Raw genomic sequence first — 19,308 nt, 5'->3', positions numbered from 1 at the left:
CGTGAAGGCGGCCGCACCGTCGGCGCCGGCGTCGTCGCCAAGATCGTCGAGTAATCGACCTTCTGAGCTTCGGCTGAGAAATGCGAAGGCCCCGGAGAGCAATCTCCGGGGCCTTTTGCTTTTTCGTCGCGTGACCTCGCCTATGTCGGCTACCCGCTTGACGCCTATTCGGCTTTCCCTCACCAGAGAGCGCAGCGGGGAAAAGCTTGGCCGTGAACGCGCTCATTCGTGGAAAGATCGGGGGGCATGTCTTCGCCATTCTGGCGACGCTAGTCGCCTGGGCGCTGCGCTATGCGCTGAACGATTGGTTCCCGCCCGGCTTCCCCTACCTCACCTTCTTTCCAGCGGTCGTGATCACCGCGTATTTCGCTGGCCTCGGGCCGTCGATCCTCTGCGCCGTATCGTCCGGGATCACCGCCTGGTACTTTTTCATTCCGCCTTTCCATACCCTCAGCATGAACTTCCCGACGACTGTGGCGCTGGCTTTCTACGCCTTTGTCGTGGCGGTCGACGTCTTCTTCATCGATGGCATGCGCAAGGCCTTGCGGCAGCTCGAGGAGGAGCGCGCGCGTTACGCCGCGCTCGCTGAGAGCCGCGACCTGCTGTATCGCGAGTTGCATCACCGAGTGAGCAACAACCTGCAGGTCGTCGGCGCGCTGCTACGGCTCCAAGGCGCCGGGATCCACGATGAGGATGCGCGCCACGCTCTGGCCGAGGCCGGGGGGCGTATCGAGCTGATCGCCAAGATCCAGCGGGAACTGCATAACGCCGTAGGGGGGCCCGCGCCGTTCCGCACGTTCGCCGAGGTTGTCCTGGCCGGCGCCGCCGCTGCGGCGGGCGCAAAGGTTGTCCTGACGATCGACGGCGGCGAGGAGCCGCTGCACCCTGACCAAGCCACGCCGGTCACCCTGGTGATGCTTGAGAGCTTCAACAACGCGTTGGAACACGGTTTCGGTGAGGGCGGCGCGGGCCGCGTTGAGGTCATGCTCGATCAGTCCGGCCTGACCCATGTGCTCACGGTGCGCGACGACGGTGCGGGTCCGCCACAGGACTTCGACCCCGCGCGATCCAAGAGCCTGGGGCTCAGAATCGTTCGCGCGATGGCCCAGCAACTGGGCGGTAAGTTCGAGATGGGGCGTGAAGACGACTGGACGGTCTGCCGGCTCAGCTACGCCCCCAAGCGCGACTAGAGTCCCTTTCGGTCTGATCGAACCAATCAGATCGGAAAGGGCTCTAACTCAAAAGTTTGGAGCATTCCTGGATCTGATCACCGTTTCACACTGATCGGAGAACACCCTAGGGCGCCCAACACCAAGGTGTTGGGCGCTCAAAGCCGTCGTCAGCCCCGGGGAACCTATTCCGGCGCCTCGCGCGGGGTGATCACTCGAGCCAGCTTCGGCTTCAGCCACATCTCGAAGTCGTCGACGATCTCGTAGACGACGGGCACTAGCACCAGCGACAGCACCGTCGACGTGATCAGCCCGCCGATCACCGCCACCGCCATCGGCTGACGGAACTCCGCGCCGGTGCCGATACCAAGAGCCGTGGGCAGCATGCCGGCCATCATGGCGAGGGTCGTCATCACGATCGGGCGCGCGCGCTCATGGCACGCGTCGAGGATGGCCTCGCGCTGGCTCATGCCTGCGCGCTCCTGTTCGATGGCGTACTCCACCAGAAGGATCGAGTTCTTGGCGGCCAGACCCATCAGCATCAGGAAGCCGATCAGGGACGGCATCGACAGGGATTGGCCCATCACCAAGAGGGCGAAAAATGCGCCCCCGATCGCCAGCGGCAAGGCCGAGAGGATGGTGATCGGCTTGAAGAAGCTGCGGAACAGCAGCACCAGCACCCCGAAAACGAGACCGACGGCCGACAACAAGGCCACCGCAAACCCGGTGAACAGCTCGACGAACGCCTCCTGGTCACCGGCCGACGCCGGTCCAACCCCTGGCGGCAGGTTCTTCATGGTCGGCAGGTTGCCGACGTCGGCCATGGCCTCGCCCAGCTGCGCGCCGTTGCTGAGATCGGCCTCGATGGTCACCTGACGCTTCCGCGCGAAACGGTCGATCTTGGCGGGGCCGGCCTGGAATGACAGGTCCGCCACGCTGTCCAGACGCGTGCTGCCGCCGTTCGCCGTGGGAACACGAAGCGCGCCAAGCGCCTCTAGATCCTGACGGCTCTCCGCCGGGAGGCGAACCCGGATCGGGATCCGTCGTTCGCCCTGGGTCATCTTGGCGACATTGGCGTCGATGTCGCCGACCGTGGCCACCCGGGCGATGGCGGCGATATCGGCCGAGCTGACGCCGAGGCGGGCGGCTTCGTCCGCCTTCGGACGGATCAGGATCTCCGGCCCGCTGGGCGGGGAGGAGGGACGCGGGTCGGCCACGGTCGACAGGCCCTGCATCTCGCGCTCGATCTGGGCGGCTGTCCGCTCAAGCAGAGGGCCGTCTTCCGCAACCAGAATGGTCTGCACCTCCGAAGAGCCCCAGTCCCCCAGCAGATTGACGCGGGCGTCGGGAATGTCACGAAGACCGTCGCGCACCTCCTGCTTGATCTCGGTGACGCTCAGGTCGCGGTCTCCGGTCAGGACGATAGTGATCGTCGCGTCGCGGATGTCGGCGCTGCTCTGCCCGCCCCAGCCGCTGCCGATGTTGGAGCCGACCTGCGCGAAGACGTGGGTCACCTCGGGGCGCTTACGGAACATGGTGGTCACCGCCTGCACCGTGCGGTCCATGTCGGCGACGGTCGCGCCCGGCGGACCCTGGACCTTGAGATAGTAGTAGTTGTTGTTCGCTGCGGGTTGGAACGCCGTCGGCAGCAGGCCTGCGAGCATAATGGACCCGATGAAGATCAGGCCGCCGATGACGCAGGCCAGGATCCGATGGTCCAGCGACCAGTCCAGGATGTTGCGATAGAGCCCCTTGAACGGCTTGCGCGCGTGCGGCGCCTTGGCGGGCTTGAGGAAGTAGGCCGCCAGCAGCGGCGTCAACAGGCGGGCCACGACCAGGGAGAACAGCACGGCAACGGCGACCGTCAGGCCAAACTCCTTGAAGAACTGACCGGGCATGCCGGGCATGAAGGACACCGGAACAAACACCGCCACGATCGTGAAGGTGGTCGCGACGACGGCGAGGCCAATGGCGTCGGCGCCCTCCATGGCCGCCTGGAACGGTCTTTGTCCTCGCGCGACCCGTTTCTCGATATTCTCGATCTCGACGACCGCGTCATCCACGAGGATGCCAATCACCAGAGTCAGGGCCAGCAGGGTGACGACGTTCAGCGAGAAGCCCATGAACGCCATGAACGCGAAGGTCGGCACCAGCGAGACCGGCATGGCGATAGCGGTGATCAGGGTCGCCCGCCATTCGCGCAGGAACAGGAACACCACCAGCGACGCCAGCAGCATGCCTTCCAGAAGGGTGTGTTCGGTGGCCTTGAAGCTGGCGCGGGTCTCGTCGACGGTCGAGAAGATCTTCACGAACGTCACGCCAGGGGTCTTCTCCGCTAGTCTGTCGACGGCGACTTTCACGCGATCCTCGACGGCGACGTCGCTGGAATCCCGGGTCTTCATGACCTGGAACGCCACCACGGACTTGCCGTCGAGGCGCGCGAACCCGCGTTCCTCTTCGGAGCCCTGGCCCACCTGGGCGACGTCGGTCAGCTTCACATAGCGTCCGCCAGCGACCGGAATCGTGATCTGGCGCAGCTGCTCGATCGTGGTCGCCGCGCCTAGCACGCGCAGGGTCTGCTCGCGTCCGCCGATGCTGGCGCGGCCGCCGGGCGCGTCGACGCTGAAGCTGGCCAAGGCCTGATTCAGTTGCGGGGCCGTGACGCCGAACGACGCCATGCGGTCAGGGTCGATAATGACGTTGATCTCACGATCGACGCCGCCGACCCGGGCCACCTGAGCGACGCCTTTCTCCCCCTGCAAGGCGCGGGTCACCGTATCGTCGATGAACCAGGACAGGTCTGTCGCGCTCATACCGGGCGCCGAGACCGCGTAGGTGATGATCGGCGCGCTGGTGATCTCCAGGCGCTGGACGAGCGGCTCGTCCACCTCCCGCGGCAGAACGGCGCGGGCCTGGTCGACCTTGGAGCGGACCTCGTCGGTGACCTTCTGTAGGTCTTCGCCCAGGTTGAACTCAATCGTCGTGGTCGAGGCGCCTTGAACCACCGATGAGCGGATGGTCTTGACGTTGGAGATGCTGGCGACCGCGTCCTCGATCGGACGCGTGACCTGGGTCTCCATCTCGCCGGGCGCCGCGCCGCTCTGGGTGACCGTGACGGTCACGGCGGGGAACTCGACGTTCGGGAATTGCTTGATGGGCAAGCCCAGATAGGCCCCCACGCCGGCGATCATCAGGGCGATGAACACCACGGCCACAGGGATGGGGTTGCGGATCGCCCAAGCCGAAACGCGGAGCTGACCGCTGGGGTGCTCGCTCGTATTGTTCTGATCAATCATCAGCGCGCCGCCTGCTGCGCCGGGGCCGGACGGACCACGTCACCATCGCTGACAAAGGCTGCGCCGCCGAGGACGATGCGCGTGCCCGGTGCTGGTCCTTGCAGCACCTGGGCCCAGCCGCCGCCCTTCTGGCCGATCTTCACCGGGACCTGCTTGGCGCGGTTGTTGCTGTCGACCGTCATCAGGAACAGGCCGTCAGCTTCGTAGCGAATGGCGGATTCGGGGACCGCCGTCACGGGCGCGCCGGACGCGCCGAACGTGGCGCGGCCAAAGCCGCCAGGCCGCAGGTCGGGGCGGACGGGCAGGCGAATGCGCACCTTGCCCAGTCGGCTGGCGCTGTCGACACGCGGACTGATCAGGCGCACGATCCCCGTCAGGGCCTGACCCGCGGGCAGCGATACAGCCACTGATTGGCCAGGGCGAACGCCGCCCAGATCGGCTTCGTTGACCTCGGCGTCCAACTCCACCAGCCCGTCGCGGGCGATGGTGAACCACGGGGCGGTTCCGCCGCCGGCGATCTGGCCGGGCTGGACGCCGCGCGACAGCACCCGGCCGCTGACGGGCGCGGTGATCGTCATGCGCGACGCGCGCGTCCGCAGCTCCTTCAGCGCCGCCTCCTGGGCCTTGGCCTGATAGCGTCGCGTCTCGATCTGTTCCTGGCTGAGGACGCCTTGGCCATCGAGGCCAGACACTCTAGCCGCCTCGGCCTGCGCTTGGGCGGTCACCGCCGACTGCTGGTCGATCTGGGCGCGCAGCAGGGTGTCGTCCAACTGGACCAGCGGCTGACCGGCGCGGACCCAGTCGCCCTCGTCGGCATAGAGCCGCGCGACGCGGTAGCCGGTCAGCTCAGAGCCGACGGCGGCCTCCTCGCGGGAGACCAGCAGGCCTGAAGCCTCCACGCCGCCCCCCAAGGGGCGCGTCTCGACGCTGCCGACGCTGACGACCCGCGCGGACGCGGCCGGCGTGGTCTTGTCAGTCGCGGCGTCCTTCTTGCCGCCGCAGGCGGTCAGGCCCACGCCGGCGCAGACCAGGGCGGTGGCGATCATGTAGCGGGTCGTCATCGGAGCGGATCTCACTGCGCGGAAGCCTTGTTCGGGACAGCCTCGGGCGACCAACCGCCGCCGAGAGCCTTGTAGGTTTGAACGGCGCGTTGCAGCGCCTGGGTCTGTGCGGCTGTTGAGGCGGAGCGCACCGCGCGCCAGGCCTGTTCGGCCTGCAGCGCCGTGGTCAGGTCGGTGAGCCCGGCCGCATACCCCTTGCGGCTGGCCTCGTACGCGACAGCTGCCCGTCGCTCGCCAGCCGACAACAGCGCGACGCGGCGCTCATCGGCGGCCAACTGCACCAGGGCGTTGTCGGCCTCGCCGAACGCGGTCTGCACCGTCTTCTCGTAGGTGATGGCGGCCTGCTCTACGCGAGCATTGCTGGCCTTGATGTCGGACATCAGCTTGGGGATGTTCAGGATCGGGATCGAGAGGTTGGCCCCGACAGTCCAGGCCGAACTCGTCGTCGAGGTCTCCGCGCCGGCTTCTAGGAAGCTGGGCGAGATCGACTTGGATACTCCAACGCCCGGTGTGAGCGTGAGGGTCGGGAAAAGCGCGAGCTCACTGATGTTGAGGTTGCCCGAAGCCGACGCCAGTCGCGCTGCGGCCTCGCGCACATCCGGACGCCGGGCTAGCAACTGTCCGGGCGTCGCGGCCGGGACGGCTGGGGGTTTGGCCAGCGCGGGCGTGATGGGCAAGGATTCCAGCGGGTCGACGCCCTTGCCCACCAGGATCAGAAGGGCGCGGCGCGCCGTCCGCAGTTGGGCCTCCAAGGCGGCCGCCTGAGCTTCGGCTTGGGCGAGGTCCGCAGCGGCGCGTTCGCCTTCAGACGTGGCCGTCAGGCCCCGCCGCCCCCGTTCGCTGGCGGTGTCAGACAAGGCCTTGGCGATCCGGACGCTCTCGCGGGCGTCATCCAGCTGAACCGCCAGCCCGCGCGCTTCGAAGTAGGATTGAGCCACATTGGCGGCGAGAGCCGCGCGGGCGCCTTCATAGGCGAAGCGGGCCGCAGCCATGTCGTTCTTCACCACCCGCAGCGCGGCGAGGCGACGCCCGACAAGGTCCAGCTCCCAGGAGACGTCGAAATTGGCGGCGTAGGTCTCGCTCACGCCGCCTTGGGTGAAGCCGCCCGTGCCGCTCTGGTCGCTGATGTCGGTGTCGGTTCGTTGGGCTGAGCCGACCAACGGCGTCTGCGGAATGAAGATTTGCCGCACCTGGCCTTGGCGGACCGCTCGCGCCTCATCCAGGCGCGCGGCCGCCAGGCGCGCGTCCGGGCTTTGCGTCAGCGCCGTGGTCACCAGGTCGTTCAGAACCGGGTCGCCGAACTGCGTCCACCACTGGTCGAGGGCTTGCGCCGCCAGCGGGGTCGCGCCGGGGACGTCATAGGCGCTGGGAAGCGGAAGGTCGACTTTCCGCGCAGGTGTCGTGCAGGCCGCCGAGCCGACCGCCAGGAACGCGAACGTCGCGATGTAAGCGCCGGTCTTGGCGTGACGCATGTCGTTCAACCCGATTGTTATGACGCCCAACGCGCCCTGGCGACCAATGGTCTCCCACTTAGGGGGCTGGCTCCGGAAGGGGAACCCCCAGATGTGAGCTTTAACGGGCGCGTGGAGCCGCTGGACGCAGGCTTGCCCGCCCTTGATCCCATACCTGTCAGCAGTGTGGTGGATTGACGCGACGCCCACCTCCCGAACCCAGCGCAGGTTGACGCGACGGCAAAACATACCGCATCATCGAAACGGGTGTTCGACATAGTTCGTGGGGCGCCTGACTCGTCGCATTTGGCGAGCCTGTTGCGTGGCTTTTCAGGCGTTCTGGCCCGGGGGACCAAAGCTTGTCGGCTTGCTACGACGCATCTCAAGGTTTCGAAAAAGAACCGACTGAGCGGCGCGGCTGCATCCGCGCCGAAGAACGCGTGCGCGCCGGCATTGTGTCGGGAACATCGCCGCCGAGCTGAACACGACATGGCCCCGCGAAAAGACGACCGGCCAATCAAGAACGAACCGAGGGAGGGAATACGAATGAACAGAAGCAGCTTCCTGCGCGGAGGATCATGTCTCGCGCTGGCTCTGGCGATGGCGGGCGCGGCCCAGGCCCAGGAGGCCCAGAAGCCGGACGCCTCGACCCAGGTCGAAGAGGTCGTCGTTACCGGCTCCTTCATCCGCGGCACGCCTGAGGACGCGGCCCTTCCCGTGGAGGTGATCGGAGCCGAAGAGCTGCAGAAGCGCGGTTCGCCGTCCACCGTAGAGCTGCTCAAGGCGCTTTCGGTTTCCAACGGGGTTCTGGGCGACACCAACCAGTTCGACAGCCGCGCTCAGGGGTCGGAGGGCTCCGGCTCTGTGAACCTGCGCGGCCTCGGGTCCCAGCGGACCCTGGTGCTATTGAACGGGCGTCGCCTGGCGATCAACCCGTTTGGCCAGGCCGGGGCGGGCATCGTTGACACGAACATCATTCCCTCGGCCGCCATCGGTCGTCTGGAGGTGCTGAAGGACGGCGCGGCCGCCACCTACGGCTCGGACGCCATCGCCGGCGTCGTCAACTTCATCACCAAGAAGAATTTCGAGGGCTTGGAGGTCGGCGCCGACTACCGTCACATCAACGGCTCGGACGGCGATTACGGGCTGAACTTCACCTGGGGCAAGGTCTGGGAGAACGGCAATGTCCTGGCCAGCCTTGGCTGGCAACATCGCTCGAAGCTCTCGGTCGCCGAGCGGGACTGGGCCAATCGGTCGTATCTGAGCAATCCGGAAGCGGGCTGGTCCGCCGCCGGCAACCCGTCGACCTTCATTCCGCTGGCCAGCACGACCAATGGCATGCGCGACCCCGCCTGCTCCAGCCTGGGCGGCTTCGCGGGCTTCAGCGGCCTGACGCCGGTCTGCTATTGGCACTACACGCCCTTCGACAACCTGGTCGAAAAGTCGAACGCCATTCAGGCCTACGCCGAGGCCAACGCCGATCTTTCGGCGACGACCAAGTTCCACGTCGAGGTCCTCTACGCGCACACCGACGTGCCTGAGTGGAACACCTCGCCGTCTTACGCCGCCCTGGCGGTGCCGACCGCCGAGGCCTCGCCGATCCCCGGCCGCTACATCGTGCCGGCCTCCAACCCTGGCTTGATCGCCTTCATGGCGGCCAATCCGACGGTGCAGCTGTCCAGCCTGGCGACGGGCGCGGTGTCCACCGTTCCCAGCTCCGTCTTCGCCTTCGGCGCGATCAACGCGGCTAACCGGCCGTTCGGCATCGGCGGTAACCCGAAGTTCGGCTATGGCCCCTCGATCGGCGCGCGGTCGTTCGACGCCTTCCGGGTGTCGGCTGATCTGTCCGGCGAGTTCGAGAACGGCATCGGCTGGGACGTGGCGCTGACCTACTCGCAAGAGATCGGCATCCGCACCGGCTATGACACCTTGGTCAATCGCTTCGCCTTGGCGTTGCAAGGCCTGGGCGGCCCGCTCTGCGACAGCAATCCGTCGCTGCCCGGCGTTCAGGGGACCGCTGGGGTCGGCCAGTGCATGTACTACAACCCCTTCGCCAGCGCGATTCCGGGCAACGCCATCACCGGTCAAGCCAACGCCGGCTACAATCCCGCGCTCGCCAACAACAAGGACCTGATCGACTGGTTCTTCAAGAAGCTGTCGACCAAGCAGGCCTCGCGCCTGTTCGTCGGCGAGGCCGTGCTGAACGGCAAGACCAACATCACCCTGAAGGGCGGCGACATCGCCTGGGCCGCCGGCGTCCAGTATCGCCGCAGCTACTTCACCGCCGACTACAACGACATCAGCAACGCGGCGATCAACCCGTGCGTCAATACGCCGGACTTCGGCGTCACCACCTGCACCGGCTCGGTGCGCAACGGGCCGTTCATGTTCCTGGGCGTTGGCAATGAGGCTGACAATCAGAGCGACGTGACGGCGGCGTTCGGCGAGCTCTCGGTGCCGATCACCGACGACTTCCAGGCTCAGCTGGCTGCGCGCTTTGAGCAGTACGGCGGCGCGGTGGGGTCGACCTTCAACCCGAAGGCGTCGCTGCGCTGGCAGGCCACGCCATGGCTCGCCCTGCGCGCCTCGGCCGGCTCGACATTCCGCGGGCCGCCGGATCCGCTGACCACCACAACCTCGGTGACGTCGCTGCAAGGCATCCTGGGGGTGTTCCGCGCCGTCGACATCTACGGCAACCCGAACCTGAAGCCGGAAAAGGCCCAGACCTACAACTTCGGCCTTCTTTTCAAGACGGGCGAGTTCAAGGCTAGCGTCGACTACTTCTACTTCGACTTTAAGGATCCGATCGTCGCCGAGCCGGTCGCGGGCATGGTGGCCTCGCTCTATCCGAACGGTGCGGCGGGAGCCAACAACTGCGCGAACCCCGCCTATGCGGGCCTCGTGGCGCGGTTCACCTTCACCGGCGCCTGCGCCACGCCGACGACCAGCATCGCGCGCCTACGCACCAACTACATCAACGGCGCCCCGGTGAAGAACGCGGGCTTCGACTTCTCGGCCGACTATCGGTTCCGGGATGTCGTGGGCGGGGATGTCTCGATCGGCGGCTCGGCGACCTACATTCAGAAGTACAAGGTCGGCGCCACGGAGGTGGAAGGCATCACGGTTGAAAAGGCGTTCGACGCCGTGGGCCTGCTGAACTATCAGACCACCGTCGTGCCGATCCCGAAGTGGAAGGGCGACGCCTATGCGGAATGGAATTCGGGACCGCACAACCTGCGTCTGTCGGTGCACTATATCGGCTCCTACACCGACCAGCGCACGGCGCCGTTCGCGGCCAACGCCTACAAGGACACCACGGGCGCCGGCGTCACGGTGAGCGCGGGCAAGAAGATCGAAAAGCAGGTCCTGACCAACCTCGCCTATCGCGTCTTCCTGCCCTGGGACACCACGGCGACCCTGGCGATCACCAACCTCTTCGATAAGGATCCGTCCTACGCCCGCCTCGACCTGGGCTATGACCCCTTCACCGGCGATCCGCTGGGCCGCACCTACAAGGTGGGTCTGCGTAAGAAGTTCTAGTTCCTCGGAGCGTGTGGGAACTTGCGGCGCGTCCTTCCCCCAAGGACGCGCCGTCTTCTTGTCTGAAACGGGGCGTCGAGGCGAGCTCGCACCAAGGGCGCGTCTGGAGCGTTCTCCGAACACTTTGAAATGGTGATCGGACCGAAGAACGCTCTAAACTTTTAAGTTAGAGCCAGTCGAGCAGGCTGGAGGGGCCGGCCACCGAGCCGTCTGCATTGAACATCTGCGCCAGCTTTTCGCGCGAGGCCTGCAGCTCGGTCATCTTGGCGTAGAGGTCGGGCGTCCAGCCGGCGGCTTGCCGTTCCTCGGTGGTCATGGCGGCGTAGCGGGTGATCATGGCCTTGCCGAAGCCGCCGGCCTCATCGGCCGTGGACTGATAGCTGGCCTTGATGGCGGCGCTGTCACGGGAACGGAGCTCCGCCTTGGCCTGGGCGATCTCGTGGGTTGAGAACTGGTCGTCCTTGTTCAGGGCGATGGCGGACAACGAGCGATCGTCGAACCGCCGGAAGTCGATCTCGCCGCTATCGGGATCCTTGGCCGCCTCGGGGGCGAAAGCCAGTTCGTACTGCTTGTCCAAGGCGAGGCGGACGTCGCCGGCGACCTTGCTGAAGTCGCGGGTCTTGGCGCCGGCGACGGCGCTGCCAGTCTCCTTCATGTAGGCCGCCACGCTGTCATTCTCGATGCCTGCGGGCGCCAGGCCAGGACGGGCGAAGGCCTGCTTGCGGCCTTCGACCAAGGCCTCGTGGTCACGGCCCCAGGCGGCGGACGCCTTCTCCTCGGGACCTGCGGTGTCCAGATGATCCAGCGCGGCCTGGTAGAGGCTCGTGTAGTCGCCGGTGAGCCGGGCGTGAGCGGCGGGGGCGGCCAGCACGGCGTCCTGCTGCGACTTCAAGGCCAGGGCGGCGACGACTTGCTGCTCCATCGGGAACTGCCCGCCCTTGTTGCTGGCGACGGCGTAAAGCGAGCGCCGATCCAGCGCCGTCAGGTCGATGGCGGGCGCGCCGTCCTTCAGCGCGCTGGCCGCGCCGGCCGCCTTGAGGCGCGCGGCGATCTGGGTCTTAGCTTCGGCGACCACCGTCTCGATTGTTCGGGAGTCGGTCTGGGCCTTCAGCGCCGCCTGGGCTGCGGGCGAGAGGGTGACGTTCACCGCCGGGGTGTTGATCGTCTCGCTCTGGTCGCGGGTCTTGGCCTGGGCGGCCGCTTGGCTGGCGCGTTGCGCCGCCGTCTGGCCTGCGGTCAGGCCGGGCGCATAGGTCGACGCATACGGATTGATGGTCGTCATGGCGCGCGACTTCTAGCGAATCGAGACGCCAATGGTAGCAGTCGCCTGGCGGCTTGGGCGCCCTATGGTTAACGCGCCATAGTCGGGGGCTGCGGCTTAGCTGAGGACGCCGGTCAGCAGCGGCCGGGCGAACAGGTTGGCGGCCTCCTCGCGCTTCAGTCCAGGCACCCACGCCTCAAGCGAGGCGGCGGCGTTCAGCATCGAGTTGATCATGTGGGCCGCGATGCTGGCGTCGACCGCCCGGATCGATCCGTCAGCCACGCCGTCCGAGATGATGGATGCGAAGCGTTGCCAGCCCCGCATGTATCCGTCGGCCATGTCGCTGCGCAGCGGCTCCGGCAGGGCGCCGAGCGACGAAGCGCGCAGCAGCGGGCCATGCTCAGACAGCTGGTAGCTGGTCAGGCCGGCGGCGGTCGACACCAGCTGCGTCCAGCTGTCGGTCGGCAGCGCGCGCGCGTCGAGTTGCGAACGGCGGGTCACCGTGAAGGTCCGCTCGAAGCACTCGGTCACCAGCGCGTCCTTGTCTTCGTGATGGTGATAGAACGAGCCCTTGGTGACGTTCAGCGCTGCGGAAATGTCCTCGACCGAGGCCCCGCGATAGCCGCGCTGGTTGATCAGGCGTGTCGCCGCGACCAGGAAGGTCTCGCGCCATTCCAGGCCCTCCGGCGACACAGGCGTCGGATCGGGCAGGGAATGGGGCTCCCATGCTCGGTTTGTGACAGGCAGGCCCTTCAGCAGGATGTCGCTCATCCGCTCAAGCACCCGGCCGTAGTCCTCGATGTCGTAGCGGCGTAGCCAGCGTCCGGACCAGAACACCTGTTCCATCAACAGATGGGTGCGCGCATTGCGCTGAGGTTTGTCGAGATGCGCCAGGGACGGGTCGTCAAAGAAGCTTCGCACCCGCCGGAACAGGTCGTTGAACGCACCGACGACCGAGCCGCGCAGAGGCTCCTTGAGGGCCTTGATCTCGGCGAAGCTGGTCAGCGGCGTCGCTTCGCCTAGACGCACCCGGCGGTTAAGGTCGAGATAGAGATCCAGAAACTTGACGATCCGTTCCGCTGGGCGCGCCTCGGCGGCGGCCTGCTCGACCATCGCTTCGAAGCGCTCGAGCCCGCGCATGAAGCAGGCCGCGGCCAAGTCGTCCTTTTTGCGATAGTAGTAGGTGACGCTGGTGGTGTTGAGGCCGACGCTGGCGGCGACATCGGCCAGGGTCATGCCGCGGACGCCCTGGCGGTTCAGGATCGCCGTGGCCGCCGCCAGGATCGTCTCCTTCTTTTTCGCGTAGCGCGCCGTCGCCGCTCCCGCGATCCGACCGTCGTCCATCGCCTTCAAATCCCCGGGGCCCTATGACGACCGACGGTCGCGCCGGCCATTGGACTCTCGCGTCCAATCTAGGCGTCCATGGGGCTGGCTTAAAGGCCAACGCCGTCTGTCACGGGACAATAGTGGCTGCCTACAGCCCAGATTTGTCAGGATTGTTTCAGGCGAGATTGCTCTGAGAGCGTTCTAGGAGACTTTCCGCTGAGTTGGTCGATCCGTTGTCATGACGGCGGCGATCGTCTGCGCCAGGGCCATCGGCGACAGCGGCTTGGCGACGGCGCCGTCCATCCCCGCCGCAAGATAGCTGGCCTTCTGGTGCGCCATGGCGTTGGCGGTCATGGCCAGGATGGGCGTGGCGCCGGCCGGGCCCTTGATGGCGCGGATGCGATGAGTGGCCTCGACGCCGTCCATCACCGGCATCTGGATATCCATCATGATCAGGTCAAAGCCCTCGCGCGCCGCCGCAACTCCCTGCGCGCCGTCTTCAGCGGTAGCGACCCGCGCCCCGAGCGCCTCAAGCATGCGCGTCGCGATCAGTCGATTGGTGGCGTTGTCCTCCACCAGCAACACCCGGAGCCCTTCGAATAGGGCGCCATCGGCTTGTGCTTCCTCCAGGTCGGGGCGCGCGCTGGCTTGCGCTTCCACCTCAAGCCAGAAGGTCGAGCCCTTGCCGAGTTGGCTCTCAAAGCCGACCTCGCCGCCCATCATTTCGGCCAACCGTCTGCAGATTGCGAGGCCCAGGCCTGAGCCCCCGAACCGCCGTGTGGTCGAACCGTCGCCCTGCCGAAAGCGCTCGAACAGCCGAGCGCCGGCCTCCTCGTCGATGCCGACGCCGGTGTCGTCGATTTCGAACCGCAGCCTTAAACGCGCGCCTTCCGGGCTGTCTATTCTGTGTCCGGACAGCCGCGCAACGACGCCGCCCTCCAGCGTGAACTTCACCGCATTGCCGATCAGGTTGAACAGGGCCTGACGCAGGCGAAGGGGGTCGGTCGCGGCCCAGCCAAGATCACCGGACGCCTCGACTCGAAGATACAGTCCTTTGGCCTCGGCCTGCGCGCGAAGCATGTCGGCGACGCCGCGCAACAAGGTCGCCGGGCAGACGGGCTCGGCGGACAACTCCAGCTTCCCGGCCTCGATCTTGGAGAAGTCGATAATGTCATTCAGCAGCGCCGACAGCATTTCGCCGCATCCCAGGGCCTCGGTCAGCAGCCGGCGACCGTCGTCGGATAGCTTTTCGTTCTTGAGGAGGTGCAACACACCGAGCACGCCGTTCATCGGCGTCCGAATTTCATGACTCATATTGGCCAGGAACTGCGATTTGGCCTCGGCGGCGGCGAGAGCTGCGTCGCGCGCCGCGACGAGTTCGGTGACGTTTTGGGTAATGCCGATGACGTCGAAGGCGTCGGGGCTGGATCCGCGCACGCCGCGCCAGGCCACGTGCAGGTGAATCCACGCCTCGGCGCCAGGGTCGAGGTAGCGGTAGTCAAGCTCGACGTGCTCGCCCGTGTGGAGGGTTCGCGAAAAAGCCTGCCACACCCGCGCGCGATCATCGGGGTGAATCGACAGGGTCATCTCGGGGACCGTCATCGTCCGAGCCCCGCCCTCGGGCGCGCTCGGGGTCGGTATGTCCTGGTCGAAGACGTAGACGCCCTTGCGCGGATTGAAGCGCCAGACATAGACGCCGGCCGCGTTGCGCAGCAGCTCGTTGGAGCGTTCGGCCTGCAGGCGGGCGGCCTCGCGTGCTCGGTCCTCGCTGATGTCCTGAAAGACGATCAGCTGTCCGCCGCCTTCGAGCAGGGTCGATTGCGTGCGGACCCAAAGCCAGCCGCCGCCCTTTCGGGCCAGGCGGTTTTCGCTGTGGGCGTGGCCGACGGTTCGCAGCGTGTGGCCGGCGGCGGTCAGAACCTCGGTGTCGTGCAGATGGAAGAAATCGCGGATCTGCCGTCCCAGGGTCTCTTCGGCGCTCCAGCCGGCCAATGTTGTCCAGGCGGGATTGACGCGGATGATCCGGTCGTCGCGCAGCACGACGAACATCTCGAGGCTGTTCTGGAAGAACCAGTCAGCCGCGGCGGCCTCGATTCTGGTGGCAGCCTCGGTGTCCAAGTGCTTGCCCATCCCGCTTCGCTCGTCTTCAATCGATGATGCGCAGGGTTGGGTAAAGTTTACGTTGCGGCATAATGCCTCGGCGCGAGTCCTGGTCCGAGCCAATCAAGACGTGAAAAAGGGGAGAGCAGGACGTTGAGCACGCCAGAAGCCGTAGGACTATCGTCAGAGCGCCTGAAGCGCATCGATAGCTTCATCCAGGCCAAGTACATCGACTCGGGAAAACTGCCCTGCGCCTTGACTCAAGTCTGGCGACGGGGGCAGCTGGCCCATACCTCTGTGTTGGGCAGCGCCGACGTCGAACGCGGCAAGCCCCTGAAGGCCGACAGCCTGTTCCGCATCTATTCGATGACCAAGCCTGTCACCAGCGTCGCCTTCATGATGCTGGTCGAGGAGGGGCTGGCTTCACTGGATGATCCGGTGCACCGCTTCATTCCGGCCTGGCGCGACCTCGGCGTCTTCCAGGCGGGTGTCGCCGGCGCGTTCCAGACGACGCGCACCAAGGAGCCGATGCGCACCATCGACCTGCTGCGCCACACCTCGGGCCTGACCTACGGCTTCCAGCAGCGCACCAATGTCGACGCGGCCTATCGAAAGCTGAAGCTGGACGGCGTCGACAGCGAAGGCGGCCTGAAGACCTTTGTCGAGACCCTCGGCACGGTGCCGCTGGAGTTCTCGCCAGGTGAGGCCTGGAACTATTCGGTCGCGACCGATGTCCTGGGTTACCTGGTCGAGGTGATCTCTGGCATGCCGTTCGACGTGTTCCTGAAGACCCGCATCTTCGATCCGCTGAAGATGGTCGACACTGGCTTCTTCGTGCCTGAAAGCCAGCGCGCGCGCTTCACCGCCTGTTACGCCCTGACGCCGTCGGGCAAGGTGGTGCTCCAGGACGATCCCGAGAAGAGCAGGTACCTTTCCGACCCGTCGGTGAAATCGGGCGGCGGCGGTCTGGTGTCGACGGCCGATGACTACATGCGGTTCTGCCGCATGCTGCTGAACGGCGGCGAACTGGACGGCGTGCGCCTGCTCAGCCCCAAGACGATCAAGCTGATGACGATGAACCACCTGCCCGGCGGCCAGGAGCTGGTTCAGGCGTCGAAGTCGCTGTTCAGCGAAGCGGTGTTTGAAGGCCTCGGATTTGGCCTCGGCTTCGCGATGACCATCGATCAGGCCCGGACCAAGAATCTGGGCTCGCATGGCGAGTACTTCTGGGGCGGCATGGCCTCGACGGCGTTCTGGATCGATCCGGTCGAGGACTTGGCGGTGGTGTTCATGACCCAGTTGATGCCATCGACCTCGTACCCGATCCGTCGCGAGTTGCGCACCCTCGTCTATTCGAGCTTCACCGAGGCTGCGGGGTAAGGCCGGAGCTGGGAAGCGCCCCCTCCGTCACGCGGCGGCGCCGCGCGCCTCCTCCCCCGTTTCATGAGGGAGGAGGAAAGCTCTCCCTACTGGCCCGCGTGCGGGGGAGGTGGATCGGCGCGAAGCGACGAGACGGCGGGGGGCTTAGCCACATCAAGAAAACGGCGCGGGAGGGCCTCCCGCGCCGAGTTGCGCTTTACCAAAGTCCGACGCATTGCGAGCAATACGTCACGCTCGCGAAATCCATCAACTTCGAAACGTCAGGACGCGTGCAAGGCGCGCCCAAAGCCTATGGAATCCCGCGAACGCCCTCCCCGGCGCGGATCATTCTCTCTGGATTTCAGGAGGGTATGCGCCGGTCAGCCCCCCGGCGCCGCCTCCGAGCCCACGGATGATCTCGGCCGAACTTCTGATTTCGAATTTGTAGTATGCATTTCCGGCCGTCAACCTGGGGCGCCCGCGAAATGGGCGCCGTTGCGTAGGTCTGGACATCCGCGGCGGAGCATGCACGCTGCGATCAAACAACCGTTCAAACCAAGAAACAGGGGTGGAAGCCGCCATGGCCGCGATCAACGCCGTCACCGATTTTTCCGTCGAAGGCGACATCGGCGTCGTCACGCTGAATTCTCCGCCGGTCAACGCGCTGTCGGCCGCCGTCCGCGAAGGCCTGGCGGGCGCGTTCGACGCCGCCATCGCCGATCCGGCCGTCAAGGCCATCGTGCTGATCTGCGACGGCAAGACCTTCATCGCCGGCGCCGACATCACCGAGTTCGGCAAGGCCATGACCGGTCCGTCGCTGCAGGACGTGCAGAACACGATCGAGAACTCACCCAAGCCGGTGATCGCAGCCATCCACGGCACCGCTCTGGGCGGCGGCTTGGAGGTGGCGCTGGTGGCCAACTATCGCGTCGCTGTTCCGTCGGCCAAGGCTGGCCTGCCGGAAGTGAACATCGGCCTCTTGCCCGGCGCCGGCGGCACCCAGCGCCTGCCGCGTATCGTCGGCGTCGAGAAAGCGCTTGAGATGGTGACCAGCGGCCAGCATGTGCCGGCCAAGGCCGCTCACGCCATGGGCCTGTTCGACGAGCTGGTCGAGGAAGGCAAGCTGCGGGAGGGCGCCATCGCTTTCGCCAAGGCCGTCGTCGCCGAGAACCGTCCGCTCAAGAAGGTCCGTGACCTGAACGAAAAGGTCGAGGCCGCGCGCGGCAAGCCCGAGATCTTCGAGGCCTTCCGCAAGGCCAACGCCAAGAAGTTCCGGGGCTTCATGGCGCCCGAGAACAACATCAAGTGCATCGAGGCGGCGGTGAACCTGCCCTTCGACGAAGGTTTGAAGGCCGAGCGCAAGCTGTTCATGGAGCTGATGACCGGCAGCCAGTCTGCCGCCCAACGCTACGTGTTCTTCGCCGAACGCCAGGCGGCCAAGATCCCCGACGTGCCGGACGACACCCCAACCATCCCGGTCAAGAAGGTCGGCGTGATCGGCGCCGGCACCATGGGCGGCGGCATCGCCATGAACTTCCTGAACGCCGGCATCCCGGTGACGATCATCGAGGCCAAGCAGGAGAACCTCGAGCGCGGCGTCGGCGTCATCCGCAAGAACTACGAGAACACCGCCAAGAAGGGCCGCCTCACTCAGGACGACGTCGAAAAGCGCATGTGCCTGCTGACTCCTTCCATGGAGATGGAGGCCCTGGCCGACTGCGACCTGATCATCGAAGCCGTGTTCGAGCTGATGGAGATCAAGAAGGAGGTCTTCGGCAAGCTGGACAAGATCGCCAAGCCGGGCGCGATCCTGGCCACCAACACCTCGTACCTGAACGTCGACGAGATCGCCGCCTGCACCAGCCGTCCGGAAAGCGTGATCGGCACGCACTTCTTCTCGCCGGCCAATGTGATGCGTCTTTTGGAGCTGGTGCGCGGTGATGCGACCTCCAAGGAGGTCATCGCCACCTGCATGAAGCTGTCCAAGACCATCGGCAAGGTGCCGGTGCTGGTCGGCGTCTGCTATGGCTTCGTCGGCAACCGCATGCTGGCCCAGCGCCAGCGCGAGGCCCAGAAGCTGATCCTGGAAGGCGCGATGCCGTGGGATGTCGACCGGGTGCTCTACGATTTTGGACTGCCGATGGGGCCGTTTGCGATGAGCGACCTCGCCGGTCTCGACATCGGCTGGGATCCGGCCAAGACCAGTTCCTCGACCGTGCGCGAAGTGCTCTGCGAGATGGACCGTCGCGGGCAGAAGAACGGCAAGGGCTTCTACGACTACGACGAGAACCGCAACGCCAAGCCGTCGCCGGTGGTTGAAGAGGTGATCCGCGACTTCGCCGAGAAGCGCCAGATCCAGCGCCGTGCGATCAGCGACCAGGAGATCCTGGAGCGCTGCCTCTATCCGATGGTCAACGAGGGCGCGAAGATCCTCGAGGAAGGCAAGGCCATCCGAGCTTCCGACATCGATATCGTCTGGATCAACGGCTACGGTTGGCCGGTCTATAGCGGCGGCCCGATGTTCTGGGGCGAGCTCGTGGGCCTGGACAAGGTCCTGGCCAAGATGAAGCAGTTCCACGCCGAGCTCGGAGACGACTTCAAGCCCTCAGCTCTGCTCGAGCGCCTAGTGGCTGAAGGCAAGGGCTTCAAGGACGCTTAGTTGAATTCCCCTCCCCTTGATGGGGAGGGGTAGGGGTGGGGTGATGCGGCGGTTGAAGCCGCGCCCCCACGTCTGACGGTGTCACC

9 protein-coding genes and 1 pseudogene are annotated in these 19,308 nt (G+C 66.0%); 4 read left to right on the top strand and 6 right to left on the bottom strand.

The features are described from left to right. Nucleotides 1-212 precede the first annotated feature (212 nt). Nucleotides 213-1,190, top strand: a complete 978-nt coding sequence (locus ACT53N_RS10670; RefSeq protein WP_476063863.1) for a sensor histidine kinase — start codon at nt 213-215, stop codon at nt 1,188-1,190. A 164-nt stretch (nt 1,191-1,354) separates the two neighbouring features. Here ACT53N_RS10670 and ACT53N_RS10665 read toward each other — a convergent pair whose 3' ends face one another. From ACT53N_RS10665 to ACT53N_RS10655, 3 genes are read right to left on the bottom strand one after another with little or no spacing between them, the layout of a single operon-like run. Next, a complete protein-coding gene (locus tag ACT53N_RS10665; protein ID WP_476063862.1) occupies nt 1,355-4,465 on the bottom strand; it encodes an efflux RND transporter permease subunit in 3,111 nt (1,036 codons plus the stop codon). Beyond that, the gene (locus ACT53N_RS10660; RefSeq protein ID WP_476063861.1) at nt 4,465-5,580 is read right to left on the bottom strand and encodes an efflux RND transporter periplasmic adaptor subunit; all 1,116 of its coding nucleotides are present in this window, start codon (nt 5,578-5,580) and stop codon (nt 4,465-4,467) included. Before ACT53N_RS10660 ends, ACT53N_RS10665 begins: the two co-directional genes overlap by 1 nt. Continuing rightward, nucleotides 5,538-7,007: an efflux transporter outer membrane subunit gene (locus tag ACT53N_RS10655; protein ID WP_476063860.1), complete on the bottom strand. Its 1,470-nt coding sequence runs from the start codon at nt 7,005-7,007 to the stop codon at nt 5,538-5,540. Before ACT53N_RS10655 ends, ACT53N_RS10660 begins: the two co-directional genes overlap by 43 nt. A gap of 133 nt (nt 7,008-7,140) precedes the next feature. Between ACT53N_RS10655 and ACT53N_RS10650 the strand changes: the two are divergent. Then, a pseudogene (locus ACT53N_RS10650) lies at nt 7,141-10,517 on the top strand (TonB-dependent receptor). A gap of 166 nt (nt 10,518-10,683) precedes the next feature. Here ACT53N_RS10650 and ACT53N_RS10645 read toward each other — a convergent pair. From ACT53N_RS10645 to ACT53N_RS10635, 3 genes are all read right to left on the bottom strand, one after another. Further along, nucleotides 10,684-11,799, bottom strand: a complete 1,116-nt coding sequence (locus tag ACT53N_RS10645) for a hypothetical protein (protein WP_476063859.1) — start codon at nt 11,797-11,799, stop codon at nt 10,684-10,686. Between the two features lie 96 nt (nt 11,800-11,895). Continuing rightward, entirely contained in the window at nt 11,896-13,131 is a 1,236-nt protein-coding gene (locus ACT53N_RS10640; RefSeq protein ID WP_476063858.1) for a TetR/AcrR family transcriptional regulator, read from the bottom strand. A 174-nt stretch (nt 13,132-13,305) separates the two neighbouring features. After that, nucleotides 13,306-15,234 (bottom strand): ATP-binding protein, encoded by a 1,929-nt coding sequence (locus ACT53N_RS10635; protein ID WP_476063857.1) that lies wholly within the window; start codon nt 15,232-15,234, stop codon nt 13,306-13,308. 123 nt (nt 15,235-15,357) lie between these two features. On the opposite strand from ACT53N_RS10635, the gene ACT53N_RS10630 reads away from it, so the two are divergent. Together ACT53N_RS10630 and ACT53N_RS10625 are read left to right on the top strand one after the other, a co-directional pair. Beyond that, complete coding sequence (locus tag ACT53N_RS10630) at nt 15,358-16,584, top strand: serine hydrolase domain-containing protein (RefSeq protein ID WP_476063856.1); 1,227 nt, start codon at nt 15,358-15,360, stop codon at nt 16,582-16,584. 547 nt (nt 16,585-17,131) lie between these two features. Continuing rightward, the gene (locus ACT53N_RS10625; protein ID WP_476063855.1) at nt 17,132-19,222 is read left to right on the top strand and encodes a 3-hydroxyacyl-CoA dehydrogenase NAD-binding domain-containing protein; all 2,091 of its coding nucleotides are present in this window, start codon (nt 17,132-17,134) and stop codon (nt 19,220-19,222) included. The last annotated feature ends 86 nt before the right edge of the window (nt 19,223-19,308 follow it).

The sequence above is a fragment of the Caulobacter sp. DMC95 genome (genome assembly GCF_056313785.1).
The sequence above is the reverse complement of the archived record's forward strand: the minus strand, read 5'-3'. Positions and strand labels throughout refer to the sequence as shown.